Annotated in this window: 15 protein-coding genes; 12 read left to right on the top strand and 3 right to left on the bottom strand. The window is 74.6% G+C overall.

All coding sequences use genetic code 11. From position 1 onward, the window contains the following. Nucleotides 1–73 precede the first annotated feature (73 nt). The 3 genes from C1N80_RS03805 to C1N80_RS15985 all read left to right on the top strand — a co-directional run bounded on the left by C1N80_RS03805 (nt 74) and on the right by C1N80_RS15985 (nt 3,570). Entirely contained in the window at nt 74–1,336 is a 1,263-nt protein-coding gene (locus C1N80_RS03805; RefSeq protein WP_137769560.1) for a sensor histidine kinase, read from the top strand. Further along, nucleotides 1,333–2,082: a response regulator transcription factor gene (locus tag C1N80_RS03800; protein WP_240811221.1), complete on the top strand. Its 750-nt coding sequence runs from the start codon at nt 1,333–1,335 to the stop codon at nt 2,080–2,082. The genes C1N80_RS03805 and C1N80_RS03800 overlap by 4 nt, the downstream gene beginning before the upstream one ends. Before the next feature lie 72 nt (nt 2,083–2,154). Continuing rightward, nucleotides 2,155–3,570: a hypothetical protein gene (locus tag C1N80_RS15985; RefSeq protein ID WP_370297198.1), complete on the top strand. Its 1,416-nt coding sequence runs from the start codon at nt 2,155–2,157 to the stop codon at nt 3,568–3,570. Nucleotides 3,571–3,601: 31 nt separating this feature from the next. Here the strand turns inward: C1N80_RS15985 and C1N80_RS03790 are convergent, their stop codons facing one another. Together C1N80_RS03790 and C1N80_RS03785 are read right to left on the bottom strand one after the other, a co-directional pair. Continuing rightward, a complete protein-coding gene (locus tag C1N80_RS03790) occupies nt 3,602–4,594 on the bottom strand; it encodes an aldo/keto reductase (RefSeq protein ID WP_137771635.1) in 993 nt (330 codons plus the stop codon). Between the two features lie 135 nt (nt 4,595–4,729). Next, nucleotides 4,730–5,239, bottom strand: coding sequence for a hypothetical protein (locus C1N80_RS03785; protein ID WP_137769558.1), 510 nt, complete (start codon nt 5,237–5,239; stop codon nt 4,730–4,732). A gap of 101 nt (nt 5,240–5,340) precedes the next feature. Between C1N80_RS03785 and C1N80_RS03780 the strand changes: the two genes are divergently transcribed. Both C1N80_RS03780 and C1N80_RS03775 read left to right on the top strand, forming a co-directional pair. Next, nucleotides 5,341–5,883, top strand: coding sequence for a DUF2087 domain-containing protein (locus C1N80_RS03780; protein ID WP_137769557.1), 543 nt, complete (start codon nt 5,341–5,343; stop codon nt 5,881–5,883). A 47-nt stretch (nt 5,884–5,930) separates the two neighbouring features. Then, nucleotides 5,931–6,824, top strand: a complete 894-nt coding sequence (locus C1N80_RS03775) for an ornithine cyclodeaminase (protein ID WP_137769556.1) — start codon at nt 5,931–5,933, stop codon at nt 6,822–6,824. A gap of 43 nt (nt 6,825–6,867) precedes the next feature. Here the strand turns inward: C1N80_RS03775 and C1N80_RS03770 are convergent, their stop codons facing one another. Then, nucleotides 6,868–9,540, bottom strand: coding sequence for an FAD/NAD(P)-binding protein (locus C1N80_RS03770; protein ID WP_137769555.1), 2,673 nt, complete (start codon nt 9,538–9,540; stop codon nt 6,868–6,870). 157 nt (nt 9,541–9,697) lie between these two features. Between C1N80_RS03770 and C1N80_RS03765 the strand changes: the two genes are divergently transcribed. The 7 genes from C1N80_RS03765 to C1N80_RS03735 all read left to right on the top strand — a co-directional run bounded on the left by C1N80_RS03765 (nt 9,698) and on the right by C1N80_RS03735 (nt 17,536). After that, a complete protein-coding gene (locus C1N80_RS03765; protein WP_240811220.1) occupies nt 9,698–10,798 on the top strand; it encodes an amino acid ABC transporter permease in 1,101 nt (366 codons plus the stop codon). Next, the gene (locus C1N80_RS03760; protein ID WP_137769554.1) at nt 10,795–11,706 is read left to right on the top strand and encodes an amino acid ABC transporter ATP-binding protein; all 912 of its coding nucleotides are present in this window, start codon (nt 10,795–10,797) and stop codon (nt 11,704–11,706) included. Before C1N80_RS03765 ends, C1N80_RS03760 begins: the two co-directional genes overlap by 4 nt. Further along, nucleotides 11,703–12,707: a transporter substrate-binding domain-containing protein gene (locus C1N80_RS03755; protein ID WP_137769553.1), complete on the top strand. Its 1,005-nt coding sequence runs from the start codon at nt 11,703–11,705 to the stop codon at nt 12,705–12,707. Before C1N80_RS03760 ends, C1N80_RS03755 begins: the two co-directional genes overlap by 4 nt. Then, the gene (locus C1N80_RS03750) at nt 12,704–13,723 is read left to right on the top strand and encodes an LLM class flavin-dependent oxidoreductase (RefSeq protein ID WP_137769552.1); all 1,020 of its coding nucleotides are present in this window, start codon (nt 12,704–12,706) and stop codon (nt 13,721–13,723) included. The genes C1N80_RS03755 and C1N80_RS03750 overlap by 4 nt, the downstream gene beginning before the upstream one ends. Further along, entirely contained in the window at nt 13,720–15,090 is a 1,371-nt protein-coding gene (locus C1N80_RS03745) for an LLM class flavin-dependent oxidoreductase (RefSeq protein WP_137769551.1), read from the top strand. Before C1N80_RS03750 ends, C1N80_RS03745 begins: the two co-directional genes overlap by 4 nt. 190 nt (nt 15,091–15,280) lie before the next feature. Continuing rightward, nucleotides 15,281–16,567: a hypothetical protein gene (locus tag C1N80_RS03740; protein ID WP_137769550.1), complete on the top strand. Its 1,287-nt coding sequence runs from the start codon at nt 15,281–15,283 to the stop codon at nt 16,565–16,567. Nucleotides 16,568–16,621: 54 nt separating this feature from the next. Next, the gene (locus C1N80_RS03735; RefSeq protein WP_137769549.1) at nt 16,622–17,536 is read left to right on the top strand and encodes a LysR family transcriptional regulator; all 915 of its coding nucleotides are present in this window, start codon (nt 16,622–16,624) and stop codon (nt 17,534–17,536) included. The last annotated feature ends 15 nt before the right edge of the window (nt 17,537–17,551 follow it).

Raw genomic sequence — 17,551 nt, 5'->3', positions numbered from 1 at the left:
TCGGGCATCGTCCGCGCGGTCCTCGACCGTGCGGCTGATCCTGCGCCCGCCCCGTGCTCCCTACGCTGTGCCCATGGCCTATCCGCATCCCGACGACGCGCCGTCCTCGCGCAGCTCGCGCGAATGGGCGATCGCCGCCGCGCAGACCATCGTCTGCCTCGTGCTCGGGATCGCGCTGTGGTTCATCTCGACCGGCCTCACGCTCACCGAGTACCAGAACGCGCCGCCGCTCGCGCTGCGCACCTTCACCCTCGGCGAGCTCGTCGTCGGGCTCCCGATCGCCCTGGTCATCGGGCCGCTGCGGTTCCTGAGACCTGGCCGCCTGCACACGGTGCTGCACATCGCCCTCGCCGTCGTCGGTTCCGCGGGCACGCTCGGCCTGCCGGCGGCGACCCTCGCGCTCGTGCGGATCGGCCGGCGCCGCCAGCTCGCCCCGGACGCCGTGGTCCTCGCCCTGCTGTGCGCGCTCGGCGTGGCCCTCGCCGCGCTCGACCACGCCATGCGCTCGACCGCCGGCACCCGGGTCGACGCGCTGCTGCCGATCGTCGTCATGGCGCTCGCGGCGATCCCCCTGCTCGTGGGGCACACGCTCGCCACCCGCCAGATCCTCGTCGCGTCGCTGGGCCGGCAGGCCGTCGCCGCGCAGAAGGCACGGGAGGCCGCGGAGCGCGAGGCGGGCGCGCTGCGCCGCGAGCGGGACGCGGAGATCGAGCGGGTGCGCGCCGAGGAGCGCGCCGCCCTCGCCCGCGACATGCACGACAGCATCTCCCACCAGCTCGCGACGATCGCGATGCACGCGGGCGCCCTCACCTACCGCGAGGACCTCTCCCCCGCCCAGGTGCGCTCCGCGGCGGGCACCGTGCGGGACGCCGCGCAGGTCGCGAACCAGGAGCTCAAGGAGGTGCTGCTCGCCCTGCGCTCCACCGAGGGCGCCGTGCCGCTGCCCACCGCCCCCACGCTCGACGAGATCGTCGACCTCGCCCGCGAGAGCGGCCAGGACGTGACGCTCACCTGGGACGGCGTGACGCCCGCGGAGCTCGCGGCCCGCAGCCGCGGCACCGTCGTCGCGATGGCGCGCATCCTCTCCGAAGCCGTCGCGAACGCCGCGAAGCACTCCCCCGGCGCGCCCGTCGCCGCGTCCCTCACCCGCACCGGCCACCGGCTCGTGCTGCACGTGCGCAACCCGCTCCCCGGCCCGCCCGAGGAGCCCCACGACGCCCCGTCGACCGGCCACGGGCTGATCGGCATCCAGGAGCGGGCCCGCCTGCGCGGCGGCGACGCGACGACCCGCCGCGAGCAGGACTCCTTCGAGATGGAAGCATGGGTGCCGTGGTGACCGATCCCGACCTCCCCCTCCGCGCCGACGCCGCCCCCGGCGACGCTCCCGCCGGCGGCCCGCGCGTGCTGCTCGTGGACGACGAGGCGCTCATGCGCTCGGGCCTGCGCCTGCTCATCGACGGCGCGAGCGGCATCGAGGTCGTCGGCGAGGCGGGCGACGGCCAGCAGGCCCTCGACGAGGCCGCGCGCCTGCGCCCGGACGTGATCCTGCTGGACGTGCGCATGCCGCGGATGACGGGGCTCGAGGCGCTCGCGGCCCTGCGCGAGCGCGGCGACGAGGCCCGGGTCGTCATGCTCACCGCCTTCGACACCGACGACTTCCTGCTCACGGCCCTGCGCGGCGGCGCGGTGTCCTTCCTGCTCAAGGACTCCCCGCCGCAGGAGGTCGTCGACGCGGTGCTCGACGCCGCCGGGGGCCGCGCCCGCTTCTCCCCGGAGGTGCTCTCCCGGCTCGTGCGCCTCGCCGCCGGGACCGGGGCCGACGGCGGCTCCGCCGAGCCCGAGGTGACCGACAGCGCCGGGCCCTCGTCGGCCCCCGCCGCGGCCCCCGTCCCCGAGGGCCTCACCGCCCGCGAGTGGGAGGTGGGACGGCTCGTCGCGCAGGGCCTCGGCAACCCGGAGATCGGGGAGGAGCTGTTCCTCTCGGTCGCCACCGTGAAGACGCACCTCGGCAAGCTCTACGACAAGCTGCAGGTCACCAACCGGGTCCAGCTCGCGATCCGGGTGCTCGAGCTGGGCGGCTGAGCCTCGCGCGGGGACGGCGGACGGCGGGATAAGCGATGGCCGCGACGGCCGCCGGCTCGTAGCATCCGGGCCATGCCTGCCCTCCCCGACCTCACCGTGCTCGATCCCGTGGGTCCCGCGACCCGCTGGCGGGAGGTCGAGCGGCGCCTGCTCGAGGACGGCTGGACGCCCTGCGGCGCCGGGGACTGGGCGTTCGCCCTCGCCTCCCCCGACGGCGGGACCGTCGCCCGGATCAGCCCCTTCGACCCCATGGGTCCCTGGACCGCGCGGCTCTACACGGAGGCCGCGACGACCGGGAGGGTGCCGCGCCTGCACCTGCATCGCCGCCTCGCCGGCGGGGCGGACCTGCAGGTCATGGAGCGCCTGGACCCCGTCCCGGAGGCGGAGGCCGCGGCCTTCCTCGCCGGGTTCCGCGAGCGGCATCCCGCGCTCGCGGAGGTCGTGGACCGCGTGCACGCCGAAGCGCGCGAGCAGCTCCCCTGGTGCGGGCCGCTGGACACCAACCCGTCGAACGTCATGCGCTCCGCGGGTGGGGACCTCGTCATGATCGACCCCTACTACGCGGACGGCCCCGCCCTGTACGCGGCCGCCGCGCAGGAGCCGGACCGCTTCGTCCGCACTCTCCCGCCGGAGGCGCGTCAGCACCTCACCGAGATCCCCCTCGACTGCTCCGGCCCCTGGCCGCAGGAGGAGCGGGACGCGCTCGCCGCGCGGGTGCGGCAGGAGGACCGCGCTCGTCCCGCCGAGGAGCTGATCGCCGAGGCCGCCGCCGCGGACGTCTCCGGCTGGGGCTTCACCTGGCTCGAGGGCCGCGCCACGGAGGAGCGGCCGCCGTGGCGCTACTCCCGTCTGCTCGCGGAGGCCGTCGGCGCCGCGGGCGTGGCGGTCGACCTCGACACGGGCGGCGGGGAGGTGCTCGGGGAGAGCCCCCGCCTCGCCCGGGAGCAGCACGTCACCGAGTCCTGGGCGCCGAACGCGGCCCTCGCCCGCGAGCGGCTCGGGCCGCGCGGCGTCACCGTCCACGAGATCGCGCCCGGGGCGCCGATCCCGCTGCCGGACGCCTCCGCGGATCTGGTCACCGCCCGCCATCCCCTCACCCCGGACTTCGAGGAGATCGCGCGGGTGCTCGCCGCGGGGGGCGAGTACCTCGCCCAGCACGTGGGGCCCACCTCGGCGTTCGAGCTGATCGAGGCCGTGCACGGTCCCACCACGGCGGAGCAGCGCCGCGGCCGCCACCCGGAGGACGAGGCCGCCCGGGCTCGGGAGGCGGGCCTCGAGGTGGTGGAGCTGCGGACGGCACGCCTGCGCATGACGTTCCACGACATCGGGGCGGTGGTCTGGATCCTCCGCAAGTGCCCGTGGTGGGTGCCCGGGTTCTCCGTGGACACCCACCGCGCGCCGCTGCTCGAGGTGGACCGGATCATCCGCCGGGACGGCGCGTTCGTCGCGCACTCGACCCGGCACCTGATCCGCGCCCGACGGCCCTGAGCGACGGCTCAGGGCCGGCCGGCGGGCCCGCTCAGGAGGGCTCGGGGAGCGCGCCGACCACCGCGTGGGGGACGTAGGGCTCCTCGAGCGAGGCGATCTCCTCCGCGGTGAGCTCGAGGTCGAGGGCGCCGAGCGCCTTGTCGATGTGCTCCGTCTTCGTGGCGCCCACGATCGGCGCGGCGACCGGGTCCTGCGCGAGCAGCCAGGCGAGGGCCACGTGCACGCGCTCCACGCCGCGGTCCTCCGCGATCTCGGCGACGCGCTGCACGATCGCGCGATCCGTCGTCTCCGTGGAGTCGTACTTCGAGCGAGCGGTGGTGTCGGTGCGGGCGCGGTCCGTCTCCGCCGTCCAGTCGCGGGTGAGGCGGCCGGCGGCGAGCGGGCTGTACGGGGTGGAGCCCACGCCCAGGCGCCGCAGCAGCGGCATCATCTCCCGCTCCTCCTCGCGGTAGAGGAGGTTGTAGTGGTTCTGGAGCGAGATGAAGCGCGTCCAGCCGTTCACCTCCGCCACGTGCTGCGCCTCGAGGAACTGGTGGGCGAACATCGCGGAGGCGCCGATGTAGCGCACCTTCCCCGCGCGCACGAGATCGTCGAGGGCCTGCATGGTCTCCTCGATCGGGACCCCGTAGTCCCAGCGGTGGATGATGTAGAGGTCGATGTAGTCGGTGCCGAGGCGCCGCAGGGACGCCTCCGCCTCGTGCATGATCGCGGCGCGGGAGAGGCCGGCGCCGTTGGGACCCGGGCGCATCCGGCCGTGCACCTTCGTGGCGAGCACGACCTCCTCGCGGCGGGCGAAGTCGTTCAGGGCCTTGCCGAGGATCTCCTCGCTGCGGCCGATCGAGTACACGTTGGCCGTGTCGAAGAAGGTCACGCCGGTGTCGAGGGCGTGCTGGATGACCGGGCGGGCGGCGTCCTCCTCGAGCACCCACGGATGGATCCACGCCTCGGGATCGCCGAAGCCCATCGTCCCCATGCACAGGCGGGACACCTCGAGGCCGCTGCGGCCCAGGTTCACGTACTCCACTGTCGTCTCCCTCATCGGTGGTCAGGTGGTTCGCACCGAGCCTGGCACCGCTGCGGGGCCGGGGGGAGGGTCCGTCAGTCCCCCCTTCGCCGGCGTCGTCGCCGGGAGCGGGGCCGACGGGCCGACGGGCGGGGGTCAGCGCCTGCGGAACATCTTGCCCACCGCGATCGCGATGAACATGACCACGAAGATCATGCCGAACGAGCCGAAGTGCGAGCCGCCCATCCGCCACCAGAACCCGAGGAACACGAGCGGGACGATGAGGCCGAGGGCCCGCTGCAGCACCTGCGGCCAGCTCAGAGGGCGCCGCCCCGACCCGGATCCGTGCTCCGACTGCCGTCCGTCCGTCGCGCCGAACTGCGGGGCCCACTCCTCGTCCTGCCCGGGCATCGGCCCCTGGTGCGGGGCGCTCCCCTGCGGCGGGGCGCCGTCCCGCATCGACGCGGGCTGCGGTGCGGAGCCTGCGGTGAAGTCCGAGGTGAAGTCGGAGTCGGCGCGCGAGGCAGCACCGTCCGGCGGCCTGCTCCAGCCCTGCGGATCGCTGCCGCCCTGTGCGTCGCCGCTCCGGGCACCGCCCGAGGCGGCGCCGTCGCGCCAGCTCTGGTCCCCACCCAGGAAGTTCCCGCTCTGATCCCCCATGTTCATGCGCTCACCGTAGCGAGCCGCTCTCCCGGGCGCAGAAAATCCGTGCCCGGGCGGCGGGCCCTGCGTGACAGGCTGGGTGGATCGTCCACCAGGGAGGGACCATGACCGAGCAGAGCACCGGCCGCGAGACCGAGGACGCCGCACAGGAGGTCGACGCCGCGCTCCGCGAGGCGCGGATGCTGCTGTCGATGCTCTCCGCGCCGGCCCTGCGCGCGGGGATCGGCGCCGCCCTGCAGGGGGAGGCGCCCACCGATCCGGCGGTCGCCGGCCCGCTGTCGCGTCTCTCCTGGCTCACGGCCGACGGCGCCGTGGACCATGCCCTGCTGCGGGCCCGCGTGGACGCGCTCGGCACGCTGCTCGGGGACGGCGCGATCCTCTCCGCGCGGCGGCTCACCTCGCTGCCCGTCACCGAGGAGGAGCGGCGGGAGCTCGCGGGGCGGATCGTGCGCCTGGCCTGGGAGCGGCTGGGGTCGCCGCACTTCGTGACGGAGCCGGAGCTCACCGCTGCGCTCGCCATGGTCACGGCCGACGCCGCGCTCGTGCGCCGCGCCGCGGTGGATGCCGGGGCGCTGCGCCGCACGCCGGACGGCGCCCGCTACGAGCTCGCCGCCACGGCGCCCGAGCCGCACGCCGACCCCGCCTGAGCCGGCCCGGCCGTCGGACCGCCGGGGCGGCACGCTACGGTCGTCGGATGCTCTTCCTCGACGACGACCAGGTCCGTGACCTCCTCCCCTCCCCCGCCGAGGCCGTCGCGCTCATGCGCGAGACGCTGCTGGCCCTCGCGGACGGCTCCGCCTCCGTCACCCCGAAGTCGCAGGTGGTGCACGAGGAGGGCGGCTTCGCGAACGCCATGCCGGCGGCGTGGCCGGAGCGGGGCCTGCTCGGCATGAAGTGGGTGACCGTGACGCCCTCGAACCGGGAGCGCGGCCGGGAGATGATCGACGGCCTCATGGTGCTCTCCGCGCCGGACGGCTCGACCCGGGCGACGCTCGCCGCGGCGGAGCTCACGGCCCTGCGCACGGCCGCCGTGAGCGGCGCATCCCTCGCGCTCGACGACCGCCCGGTGACCCTGCTGGGCACGGGCGTGCAGGCCCGCTCCCACGCCCGGGTGCTCGAGGCGCTGGGCCGCGGCCCGCTGACCGTCTGGGGGCGCCGCCAGGAGGCGCTCGACGCGCTGAGCGCCTGGTGCGCCGCGCACACCCCGGATCTCGAGCTGCGCACCACGACGGACCGCGCGGCCGCGCTGACCGGCGCGGGCGTGATCATCAGCGCGCTCCCGATCGGTCTCGACGGCCACGCCCTCGCCCCCGAGGAGGTCGCCGCCGACGCCCTGCTGCTGCCCCTGGACTACGCCTCCGTCGCCGGCGCGGGGATCGCCCGCACGGGCACGCTCGTCGCGGACGACCCGGTCCAGTTCGAGGCCCTGCGCCCCGTGAAGCTCGGCGCGGACTATCCCTCGCCGACCGCCGCGACCGGCGACCTGCTGCGCGACGGACGCCCGGAGGGCCTGGTCATCGCCCAGAACCTCGGCTCCGGCCTCGGGGACGTGGTGCTCGCCGACGCCGCGGTCCGCGCCGCCGGCTGACACAGCGCCGCCGGCTGACGAACCTCGCTGAGACGCTGCCGGCTCAGGCCACCCGTGCCCGAGGGCTCGTGGGCGCCGCGCCCTCGGCGGCCCCGTCGGCCGCTGAGGCGGAGACAACGCCCAGGGCCGTGAGCTCGGCGTGCGTGCGCCACCCGGAGAACAGGCCGCCCGCGGGCTCGAAGCGGCGGCCGTCCGCGAGGGAGCCGGCGCGCACGGCGTCGTAGCCGAGGCGGTGCAGCAGCGCCGCGGCGAGCTCGGCCGCCCGCTCGTGGTCCGTGGCCAGGGCGATCGCCCGGCGGTCCTCGGCCCCGGCGGCCCGGCCGTGGTCCTCGAGATCGTGGTAGCCGATGTGGTTGAGGGTCTTCACGACCTGCGCGCCGGGTAGGGAGGCGGCGAGCAGCTCGCTCGTGCCCCATTCCTCGGCGCCCTCGACGCGGGAGCGGACGGCCGCGAGGGCGGCCTCGTCCTCGGGTCCCCAGGCGTTGGTCGCGTCGACGACGACCGTCCCGGCGAGGCTCGCCGGGTCGAGCGCGAGGGCCACGTGCAGCGGCACGGCGAGCACGATGACGTCGGCCTCCGCGCCGAGCTGCTCGACGCGGGTGCGGTGGGAGCCAGGCAGGCGGCGGCGCAGCTGCTCGGGCTCCTGCCGGGAGGCGACGACGACCTCGACGCCGGCGCGCAGGGCCGTGCGGGCCAGCGCCGTGCCGAGCTTGCCGGGGCCCAGCAGGCCCAGCCGCGGCGGGCGGGAGGCGGCGCGGGCGGGCAGCGCGGAGCAGGCGGCGGCCGGTGCCTCCCCGCTCCGCTCGCCGTCCCGGGAGTCGGCGACGGCGGCGGCATCGCGCAGCATCGCGGCGGCGACCCGGTCGTTGCGGCGGAACGCGGGGGCGTTCGTGCGGGGCCGGGAGAAGGCGCCGACGGGCAGCTCGGAGGTCCAGGGGCCGACGGCCCACAGGCGCTCGTGCGGGGTGCCGTCCGGGGCGAGCACCCGGTGCTCCTCGTCCACCTCGAGGCGGCCGGGGGCGATCTCGCCGTCGCGGCCGACGGCCGGGCGGCCGGCGCCGCCGGTGACGAGGTCGCGCAGCAGCGGGTTCGCGGAGTCGACGAGGGTCTGCTCGGGCAGGAAGGCGTCCAGGAGCGCGGGCGCCTCGACCTCGACGCCGCTCGCGGAGCGGGCGCGGAAGCGTCCGCTGGCCTCGTCGGCCTCGACGCGCAGTCCCGGGCCCAGGAAGGAGACCACGCCGGCCCGTTCGAGGGCGAGCAGCTGGTGGAGGCGGTGCGGGGGCGGACCGGAGGCGACGAAGCTGAACAGGGAGTGCCACCAGCGAGGGTGGTCGCCGCGAGCACCGCCGCGCACGCGGTGCGCGGGCAGGAGGTCCACGAGCGCGCCGTGCAGACGCAGCAGCAGCTGGAACAGCACGCGGGCCTCGACGGTGCGCTCGAGCCGCGGGAGCTCCGGCTCCTCGGGGGCGCCGGGGCCGTGGCCGGTGCGGGCGCGGAGGTCCGCTGCGATGTGGTCGAGGACGGCGCGGCGGGTGCCCTCGGCGCCGGCATCGGCACCGAGCTCCCGCAGCGGGTCGTGCAGCCAGTCCAGGGGCGCCTCGCCGGGGGCGAGCGGGCGACCCTCCGCCCCGCCGGGGACGGTGGGCAGGGCGCGGACGATCTCGGCGGCGACCAGGGGCAGTACGTCGCCGTGGAGGTCCACCTGGCCGTGCTCGTCCTCCCGCTCGCGCAGGGCGGCGTCGGTGAGGTGCACGAGGTCCAGCGGCCCCACAGGCGCGGCCTCCTCGTGCACCTTCGAGTGGTAGGGGATCCCGCGGCGGGAGCCGGCCCACAGGTGCGGCTCGCGACCGGAGGCCTCGTAGCGCAGGCGGTCGGGGTCGCCGGGGACGGGATCGGCGACGAAGCGGCCGCCGCGGCCCTCGGTGACCAGGGCGAGCAGGTCGATGAAGGCGAGGCCCATGCCGCGCACGATCACGTTCTGGCCGGGAGCCAGCGCGTCGACGTCGGCGTCGCCGGCCTGAGCGGGGGCGACGTGGACGCCGCCGTGGCGGCGGGCGAAGGCGCTCAGCGCGTGGGTGGAGGTGCCGGGCCGGGAGTCGGTGTGCCCGGCGGCGAGGAGGACGAGGTCCGCGTCGAGCGCGGGGCGGTCCTCGAGCCGCACCTGCCAGGTCCCGCCGGCGTCCGTGTCCCGCGCACGCAGGGCGGTGGCGGTGCTGCGGTGCACGCGCACCTCGATGGTGCCGGGGAGGGCGGCGAGGACCTCGCCGAGGAACCATTCGAGGTAGAGCGCGGCGGTGCGGCGGCTCGCGAAGCTCGTGGGGGTGATGGCCTCGATCTCGGCGAGACGCTCGGTGCCGACGGTGGGCGCGGCGATCCGTCCCTCGCGGATTCCCTGGGCCCACTCGGCGAGGGAGGGGCCGGACTGGACGGGACCGGCCATCTGCACGGTCTCGTCCGTGAAGATCGTCACGTCCGCGGCCCGGGAGTTCATGAGCAGCAGGGGCGACTCGTCGGTGCGCCAGATGCGGCCGGAGCCCGGCATGTGGGGGTCGATGACGTCGATGCGGAGCGCGCGGCCCTCGAGGAGCGCCGCCCCCTGCGGCGTCCTGGCCTGCGCGCCGAGGCGTTCGAGCACACCGATGGCCCGCGGTCCGCCGCCCACGAGGGCGATCCGGACCGGGGTGTCCCCGCTGTGCTCTGCCGACCGCTGCGCCATCCGACGTCTCTCCTCGCTGCAGGTCATCTGCCTCTGTGTCGCACTGTGGCCGCGCCATAGTGCACTCCTTGGACACCCATTAGAGTCACTTAAGGTCGCGATCCTCGCAACCGATGACCGCGGTGCGGTTCATCTCCCGTCACGGAAGGACGGCCCCATGGCTCTCCCCTCTGCCCTCGAGACGCAGCGCCCCGCGGCGCCCGGCGCCCGGGCGGACGCCGCCTGTGCGCCGCCGTCCGCCGCCGTCGATGCGGCCGCGCCGGCCACCGACGCGACCGGCGCCGCGGCGCCCGTCGGCCCCGGCTCGATCTCCACGCTCAGCGACGAGGACCTCTCGCGGCTGCGCGTCGTCCCCGCCCGCCACCCGGGACGGGTCGTGCTCGCGGTCGTCGTCACGCTGCTCGTGGCGCTCGTCGCCTGGTCCTTCGCGACCAACCCGCGCTGGGAGTGGGGCGTCGTCGCGCAGTGGTTCTTCGCGGAGTCGATCATCCGCGGCCTGCTCGAGACCCTCCACCTCACCGCCCTCGCGGGCGCCGTGGGCTTCGGCCTGGGCCTCGTCCTCGCCCTCATGCGGCTCTCGCCGTCCTCGCTCGTCTCCGGCGTGGCCTGGACGTTCTCGTGGGTGTTCCGCTCCACGCCGATGCTCGTGCAGCTGCTGCTCTGGTACAACCTCGGCTACCTCTACGAGCGCTTCACCCTCGGCATCCCGCTCACCGACGTCACCTTCTTCGACGCCCGCACGAGCGACCTCATGACGCCGATGCTCGCCGCGGTGCTGGGTCTGGGCCTGCACCAGGCGGCCTACGCGGCGGAGCTGATCCGCGGCGGCATCCTCTCCGTGGACCAGGGTCAGCTCGAGGCGGCCTCCGCGCTGGGCCTGCCCGCCCGCGACCGCTCCCTGCGGATCGTGCTGCCGCAGGCCATGCGGGCGATCCTGCCCTCGGCGTTCAACGAGGTGATCGGCTTGGTCAAGGGCACCTCGATCGTCTATGTCCTCGCGCACGCCGAGCTGTTCTTCACCGTCCAGCTCATCTACGGCCGCACCCAGCAGGTGCTGCCCATGCTGCTCGTCGCGACGCTCTGGTACGTCGTGATCACCTCGCTGCTCTCGATCGGCCAGTACTACATCGAGCGGCACTACGCGAAGGGTGCCCTGCGCACCCTGCCGCCCACCCCGCTGCAGCGGCTCCGCGCCGGCCTGCGCGGCCGCGGCGCGCGCTCCACGACCGCCTCCGCCCGCGAAGGAGCCTCCGCATGAGCACCGCCACCCCACCTGCCACCGCTCCGGCCGCCACCTCGAGCACCACCCACGCCGCCCCGCGCGGCGGGCTCGTCGAGATCCGCGGGGTCCGCAAGTCCTTCGGCGACCTCGAGGTGCTGCGCGGCATCGACCTCACCGTGCGCCCCGGCGAGGTCACCGCGATCCTGGGCCCCTCCGGCTCCGGGAAGTCCACCCTGCTGCGCACCATCAACCACCTCGAGCCCGTGGACTCCGGTCTCATCACGCTCGACGGCGAGGTCATCGGCTACCGCCGCCAGGGCGACCTGCTCCACGAGCTGAGCGAGAAGGAGGTGCTGCGCCAGCGCACCCGCATCGGCATGGTGTTCCAGTCCTTCAACCTCTTCGCCCACCGCACCGCCCTCGCCAACATCACCGAGGCGCCGCGCCGCGCGCTCGGCGTGCCCAAGGCGCAGGCGGAGGCCCGTGCACGCGAGCTGCTCGCCCTCGTGGGCCTCGAGGACCGCGCCGGCGCCTACCCGCGCCAGCTCTCCGGCGGCCAGCAGCAGCGCGTCGCGATCGCCCGCGCGCTCGCCCTGGACCCCAGCGTGCTGCTCTTCGACGAGCCCACCTCCGCCCTGGACCCCGAGCTGGTCGAGGAGGTGCTCGCGGTGATCCGCGGCCTCGCGAGCGCGGGCACCACGCTCGTCATCGTCACGCACGAGATCTCCTTCGCCCGGGACGTGGCGGACACCGTCGTGTTCATGGACCACGGCCGGATCGTCGAGCAGGGCCCGCCGTCCCAGGTGATCGACGCCCCCGCCCACGAGCGCACCCGCAGCTTCCTGCAGCACGTGCGCAGCGGCGGCCCCGAGGCGCCCGACGCCGCCCCCGTCGGCCCCGACTCCCCCACCAGCCCCTCCGCAGCCCCAGAGGACCACCGATGACCCGCACCCTCCCCTCGATATCCCGCCGCGCGCTCGCCCTGGGCGGCCTCGCGCTGCCCGTCGTCGCCCTCGCCGCCTGCTCGGACCCGGTCGCCACCGCGACCGGCGGCGGCAGCGGCTCCGACGCGGGCGGCGCCTCCGACGGCGGCGGCGCGACCGGCGGCTCGATCGACACCTCCGGCACCCAGGAGCTCATCCGCTCCACCGCCGACGACGCGATCGCCGCGCTCGTGCCCAAGGAGATCGCCGACACCGGCAAGGTCCGCGTGGGCACCAACGGCTCCGGCAGCGCCCCGCTCGCCTTCCTCGCCGACGACAACACGACCTACATCGGCTCCGAGATCGACATCGCCCGGATCGTCGCGGACAAGCTCGGCCTCGAGATGGAGCTGCTCCAGACCACCTGGGAGAACTGGCCGCTCAAGCTCGAGGCCGGCGAGTTCGACGTCGTCCATTCGAACATCGGCATCAACGCCGAGCGCCTCGAGAAGTTCGACTTCGCCTCCTATCGCGCGGCGTTCATGGCCTTCCTCGCGAAGAAGGGCGCCGAGTTCCAGCTCTCCGACGCGGAGTCGATCAGCGGCCGCATCATCGCCGTGGGCGCCGCGACCAACCAGGAGAACATCCTCAAGGAGTGGAACGCGCAGCTCGAGAAGGACGGCAAGGAGCCGGCCGAGCTCAAGAACTACTCGACCGAGGCGGACACCCTGCTCGCCCTCGGCTCCGGCCGGATCGACGGCTACCTCGCCCCCTTCGCCTCCGTCTCCTTCGTCGCGGACCGCCGCGACGACGTCGAGGTGCAGGGGAAGATCGACGCCGGCTGGCCGGACAAGACCCTCGTCGCCGCGACCTTCCAGCGGGGCAGCGCCCTCGCCGAGGCCTACGCCGCGGCCCTCAACGCCCTCATCGAGGAGGGGACCTACGCGAAGGTGCTCGACCGCTGGCACCTCACGGAGGAGGCCCTCACCGAGTCCACCGTCCACACGAAGGAGAACCCGTGACCACACCCCAGAACAGCGCAGGCGCGGCCGCACCCGCGCCCGTGCTCGCCGTCGACCTCGTCACCGATCCCGCCGCGCTGCCGGCGCTCGGCGCCCTCGCCCGCGCCCTCGAGGCCGCCGGGATCGGTGCGCTGACCCTCAGCGACGGCGGCCTGCACCCGGTCCACGTCGCCGCGCACCTCGCGCCCGCCACCACGGCGCTCGGGCTGCTGCCGCGCACCGATGCCGTCCACGTGGAGCCCTTCCACCTGGCGACCCAGCTCATGAGCCTGGACCACGTGGCCGCCGGCCGCGCCGGCTGGCTGCTCGCCGTCGAGGACACCCCCGAGGCCGCGCACGCCGTGGGCCGCGAGGTGCTCGGCGCCGAGGCCGCCGCTCAGGAGGCGGCGGACGTCCTCACCGCCTCCCGCCTCGTGTGGGACTCCTGGGCGGAGGACGCCGAGGTGCGGGACGCCGAGCGCGGCCTCTACATCGACGCCGCCCGCCTGCAGTACGCGGACTTCGAGGGCGAGACCTTCTCCGTGCGCGGGCCCGCGATCACCCCGCGCTCCCCGCAGGGCGTGCTGCCCGTGCTGCTCGCGGACGCCGACCGCGCCGCCGCCGGGGAGAAGGTCGCCGAGCAGCTGGCCGACGGCCGCGCCCTCGACGTGGACCTCACCGGGCTCGACCTCACGAGCCCCGACCTCACCGATCCGCAGGCCGCGGGTGACCAGCTGCGCGCCGTCGTCGCGGGCGAGCTCGAGGCGGCCGTGCGCGGGGACGGCGCCTCCGCCGTGCGCCTCGTGCGGCTCGTCGGCCTCGACCTGAGCGGGGACCCGCAGGCCCTCGCCGCGCGTCTCGGCGCGCTCGCCGCGTCGCTCCGCGAGGACGACCTCGTCGCCCCCGCCCCCGCCGCCGGCACCGACCTGCGCGCCCAGCTGGGCCTGCCCGCCGCGGTGCGGGACGAGGACCCGGCCCGCCGCGCGGACCGCGCCCGTCTCGCCGCCGCCGCATCCACCACCGAGGAGAGCCGATGACCGCCGTCCCCACCCTGCCCGCCCTCTCCGAGGAGGCCCAGGGTCTCGCGACCGGGCCCGTCGAGCACCCCCTGCACCCCGAGCACACGCCCACCGGGCAGCTGTCCTTCGGCGCGTTCTTCCAGGGCGTGAACTCCTCGACCGTGTGGCGCTCCGAGCGCTCCGGCTCGCAGATCGCCTGGGAGTCCTTCGAGACGCTCATCCGCACCGCCGAGCGCGGTCGCTTCGCCGCCTTCTTCCTGGGCGAGGGGCTGCGCCTGCGCGAGCACCGCGGCGTGCCGCTCGAGCTCGACGTCGCCGGCCGGCCCGACGCGCAGACCCTTCTCGCCGGCCTCGCCGCGATCACCGAGAGCATCGGCCTGGTCGCCACGCAGAACACCACCTACAACGACCCGGTGGACCTCGCACGGCGCCTGCAGACCCTCGACCTGCTCTCCGGCGGCCGCGCCGGATGGAACATCGTCACGACGGACAACGCGTGGACCGGCGAGAACTTCCGCCGCGGCGGCTACCTCGACCACGAGGACCGCTACGTGCACGCCGAGGCGTTCGTGAAGGTCGCCCAGCAGCTGTGGCGCGGCGAGCAGATCGACCACCACGGCCAGCACTACGACGTCGCCGCCCGCGGCACCCTGCCGCGCTCCGCGCAGGGCGAGCCGGTGCTCTTCCAGGCCGGGGCCTCCCCCGCCGGTCAGGCCTTCGCCGGCCGCACGGCCGACGTCATCTTCTCCCCGCACGGCACCCTCGCCGCCGCCGCGGACTTCCGCCGCTCGGTGGTCGACGCGACGATCGCCGCGGGCCGCGACCCGCAGGCGGTGAAGATCCTGCCGGGTGCGGAGATCATCCTCGGCGCGACCGACGCCGAGGCCGAGGAGAAGCGCATCTGGGTGCGCGACCACCAGATCGGCCCGCAGCAGGCGATCGCCCTGCTCGAGCAGTACTGGGGCCGCGACCTCTCCGACTTCGACCCCGACGGCCCGCTGCCGGACGTCGAGCCGGAGATCGAGCAGTCCGACGTCACCCGCGGCGCGGGCTTCCAGTTCGCGAAGGCGAAGGAGCTCACGGCCGCCTGGCGCGCCGAGGCGGCGGAGAAGGGTCTGTCGATCCTGGAGTTCGCCCGCGAGAAGTCCGGCGCCCGCCGCGGCGAGTTCGTGGGCAGCTACGACCGGGTGGCGGACCGCCTGGGCCAGTTCGCGGCGCTCGGCGCGATCGACGGCCTGAACATCACGCCGTGGCTCATCCCCTCCGGCCTCGACGACATCGTCGACCACCTGGTGCCGCGCCTCCAGGAGCGCGGGATCTACCCCACGGAGTACGCGGGGACCACGCTGCGCGAGAACCTGGGGCTGCCTCCCGTCCAGGGCTGAGCGGCCGACGCGCGCGAGGGCGCCCGTCCCGGGGGATCCGGGGCGGGCGCCCTCCTCGCGCCGCAACGAGGACACAGTCACGTCACAATGCGGGACTTTCGCGGCGAACGGCCACTCGAATGTCGTGACAGACCACGACAATCTGACTGACGAGGCAGCGCCGCTGCCCCAGAGCCCCGGAGCCTGCGCAGTGACGAACGAGATCGAAGTGATGAGCGACGGGGACGGCCTCGCCGTCATCGGAGAGACCAATGCGGTCGATGCGTTCCTGACATCGAACGGATTGGTGGGGACGGACCTCGGGCTGAGCAGGCTGGCCGGGAGGGCCACCTTCGGAGCGGCCGCACTCGCCCAGGCAGGCTCGGTCGCCGCCGAGCAATCGGGTCGCTGGCTCAAGCTGACCGACGAGTCGGCGCGCGCGATGAAGACCCTCCCCATGGTCAAGAACGCCACCACCGGCAATCTCCACGCGACGCTGCGCGCCACGAACGGCCAGTTCACCAAGAATCTTCAGTTCGTCCCCGCCGCGGCATCGGTGGCACCCCCGGCTCTGCTCGCGATGTCCGCAGCGATGATGTCCCAGATGGCGCTGCAGCAGTCCATCGACGAGCTGGGCGAGTATCTTGCCGTCATCGACCAGAAGGTCGACGACATCCTGCGAGCCCAGAAGGACGCGGTCCTCGCCGACATGATCGGCGTCGATCTTCTCATCGAGGAGGCCATGGCCGTCCGGGAGGACGTCGGCAGGGTTTCGGAGATCACCTGGTCCAAGGTCCAGAGCGCAGGCTTCACGATCGCACGCACCGAGGCGTACGCCCTGCGACAGATCGACGCCCTCGCGGAGAAGGTCGAGACGGCAAAGGTGAGCGAGGTCGCGAACGCGGCGAAGGATGCCGAGCCGAAGGTCAAGGAGTGGCTCGCGGTGATCGCCCACTGCGTCCAGCTCCAGGATGCGCTCACCGTGCTCGAGCTCGATCGCGTCCTCGACGGCGAGCCGGAAGATCTCGACCGTCACCGACTCGGGCTCAGGTCCGCACGCGAGAAGCGGCTGTCAGCGATCCACCGCACCACCGAGCTGCTGCTCGAGAGGATGAACGCGACGATCCGACGCGCGAACTCCAAGGTCCTGCTGTCACCGCTCGCGGCACGATCAGCCGTGACCTCGAGCAACCACGTGGTCACCGACGTCCTCCAGTTCCAGACGGCACTCGAGATCGAGGACGGCCACGACTCCGCCTCGGTGAAGCGCTGGCGCACCGCCGCCGGAGAGATGCGCGACAAGGTCATCGAGACCGGTGTCGGCGGAGCGAACGCCGCGAAGCAGTTCGGCGACGACACCGTCGTGCACGTCCGATCCGGTGCAGGCAGGCTCTCCGGAGGCGTGCGGGCGTTCCGGGAGGCGATGCGCAAGGACGACCCCATCCCTGCCGGTTCACCTCAGGAAGAGCAGGAGTTTCTTCAGCCCGACAAGGAGTAGACGCCGAGGCCAAAGTCATAAGCACAGCTTGCGCCCCACGCCTACGATGGAGGCATGGACCCCCGTCGACTGCTCATCTACCGCACCGTGGTGCGCAACGGCTCGATCGGCGCCGGCGCGCGCGAGCTGGGCTGGACGCAGCCCGCCGTGTCCCAGCACCTCGCCGCCCTCGAGAAGGAGATCGGCACGACGCTGCTGCTGCGCTCCTCCTCGGGCATCACCCCCACGGAGGCCGGCCGCCGCCTCGCCGCGCACGCCGAGGCGATCGCCGCCCAGCTGCACGCCGCCGAGGAGGAGCTCGCGGACATCACCGCCCTGCGCCGCGGCTCCGTGCGCTTCGGGACCTTCCCCTCCGCCGCCGCGGTGCTGCTGCCGCCCGTGCTCGCACGTCTCCAGGAGACCGCGCCCGATCTCGATGTGCGCTTCGAGGAGCTCGAGCCGCCGGACGCGATCACCCAGTTGCGCGAGGGCGAGCTCGACCTCGCGCTCGTGTTCCGCTACCCCTGCTCGAACATCGACGACGAGGGCACTCTCGAGTGGAGCCCGCTCGTCGAGGACCGCGTGCTCGCGGTGCTCCCCTCCACCGATCCCCGAGCCGAGAACCCGGACCTCACCCTCGCGGACCTCGCGAAGGATCCCTGGATCGCCGGCTGCGAGCGCTGTCGCGCGAACCTGCTGAGCTCCGCCCGCCGCGCGGGCTTCACGCCCACCGTGCGCCACTCCACCGACGACGGCCTCGTCGTCCAGCGGCTCGTCCAGCACGGCGGCGGCGTCGCCCTGCTGCCGGAGACGGTGCTCGAGGCCTCCCACGTCGAGGGCGTCACCGTGCGCACGCTGCCCGAGCTCGAGGCCCGCACGATCGGCCTCATCAACCGCAAGGGCGCCCTGTCGATCCCCGCCGTCTCCGCCCTGCGGGACGCGATCGTCACGGAGGCGAACCAGCGCTCCGCGACCGCGGTGATGATCTGATGCCCGCCTTCGCAG

It is taken from the genome of Brachybacterium sp. SGAir0954 (genome assembly GCF_005490785.1).
In the GTDB taxonomy this organism is placed as follows: domain Bacteria; phylum Actinomycetota; class Actinomycetes; order Actinomycetales; family Dermabacteraceae; genus Brachybacterium; species Brachybacterium rhamnosum.
The sequence above is the reverse complement of the archived record's forward strand: the minus strand, read 5'-3'. Positions and strand labels throughout refer to the sequence as shown.

Excerpts from the sequence above, each read along its gene's own strand:
- C1N80_RS03805 (WP_137769560.1), top strand. The coding sequence starts at position 74 with ATGGCCTATCCGCATCCCGACGACGCGCCGTCCTCGCGCAGCTCGCGC.
- C1N80_RS15985 (WP_370297198.1), top strand. The coding sequence starts at position 2,155 with ATGCCTGCCCTCCCCGACCTCACCGTGCTCGATCCCGTGGGTCCCGCG.
- C1N80_RS03785 (WP_137769558.1), bottom strand. The coding sequence starts at position 5,239 with ATGAACATGGGGGATCAGAGCGGGAACTTCCTGGGTGGGGACCAGAGC.
- C1N80_RS03780 (WP_137769557.1), top strand. The coding sequence starts at position 5,341 with ATGACCGAGCAGAGCACCGGCCGCGAGACCGAGGACGCCGCACAGGAG.
- C1N80_RS03775 (WP_137769556.1), top strand. The coding sequence starts at position 5,931 with ATGCTCTTCCTCGACGACGACCAGGTCCGTGACCTCCTCCCCTCCCCC.
- C1N80_RS03770 (WP_137769555.1), bottom strand. The coding sequence starts at position 9,540 with ATGGCGCAGCGGTCGGCAGAGCACAGCGGGGACACCCCGGTCCGGATC.
- C1N80_RS03765 (WP_240811220.1), top strand. The coding sequence starts at position 9,698 with ATGGCTCTCCCCTCTGCCCTCGAGACGCAGCGCCCCGCGGCGCCCGGC.
- C1N80_RS03760 (WP_137769554.1), top strand. The coding sequence starts at position 10,795 with ATGAGCACCGCCACCCCACCTGCCACCGCTCCGGCCGCCACCTCGAGC.
- C1N80_RS03755 (WP_137769553.1), top strand. The coding sequence starts at position 11,703 with ATGACCCGCACCCTCCCCTCGATATCCCGCCGCGCGCTCGCCCTGGGC.
- C1N80_RS03745 (WP_137769551.1), top strand. The coding sequence starts at position 13,720 with ATGACCGCCGTCCCCACCCTGCCCGCCCTCTCCGAGGAGGCCCAGGGT.
- C1N80_RS03735 (WP_137769549.1), top strand. The coding sequence starts at position 16,622 with ATGGACCCCCGTCGACTGCTCATCTACCGCACCGTGGTGCGCAACGGC.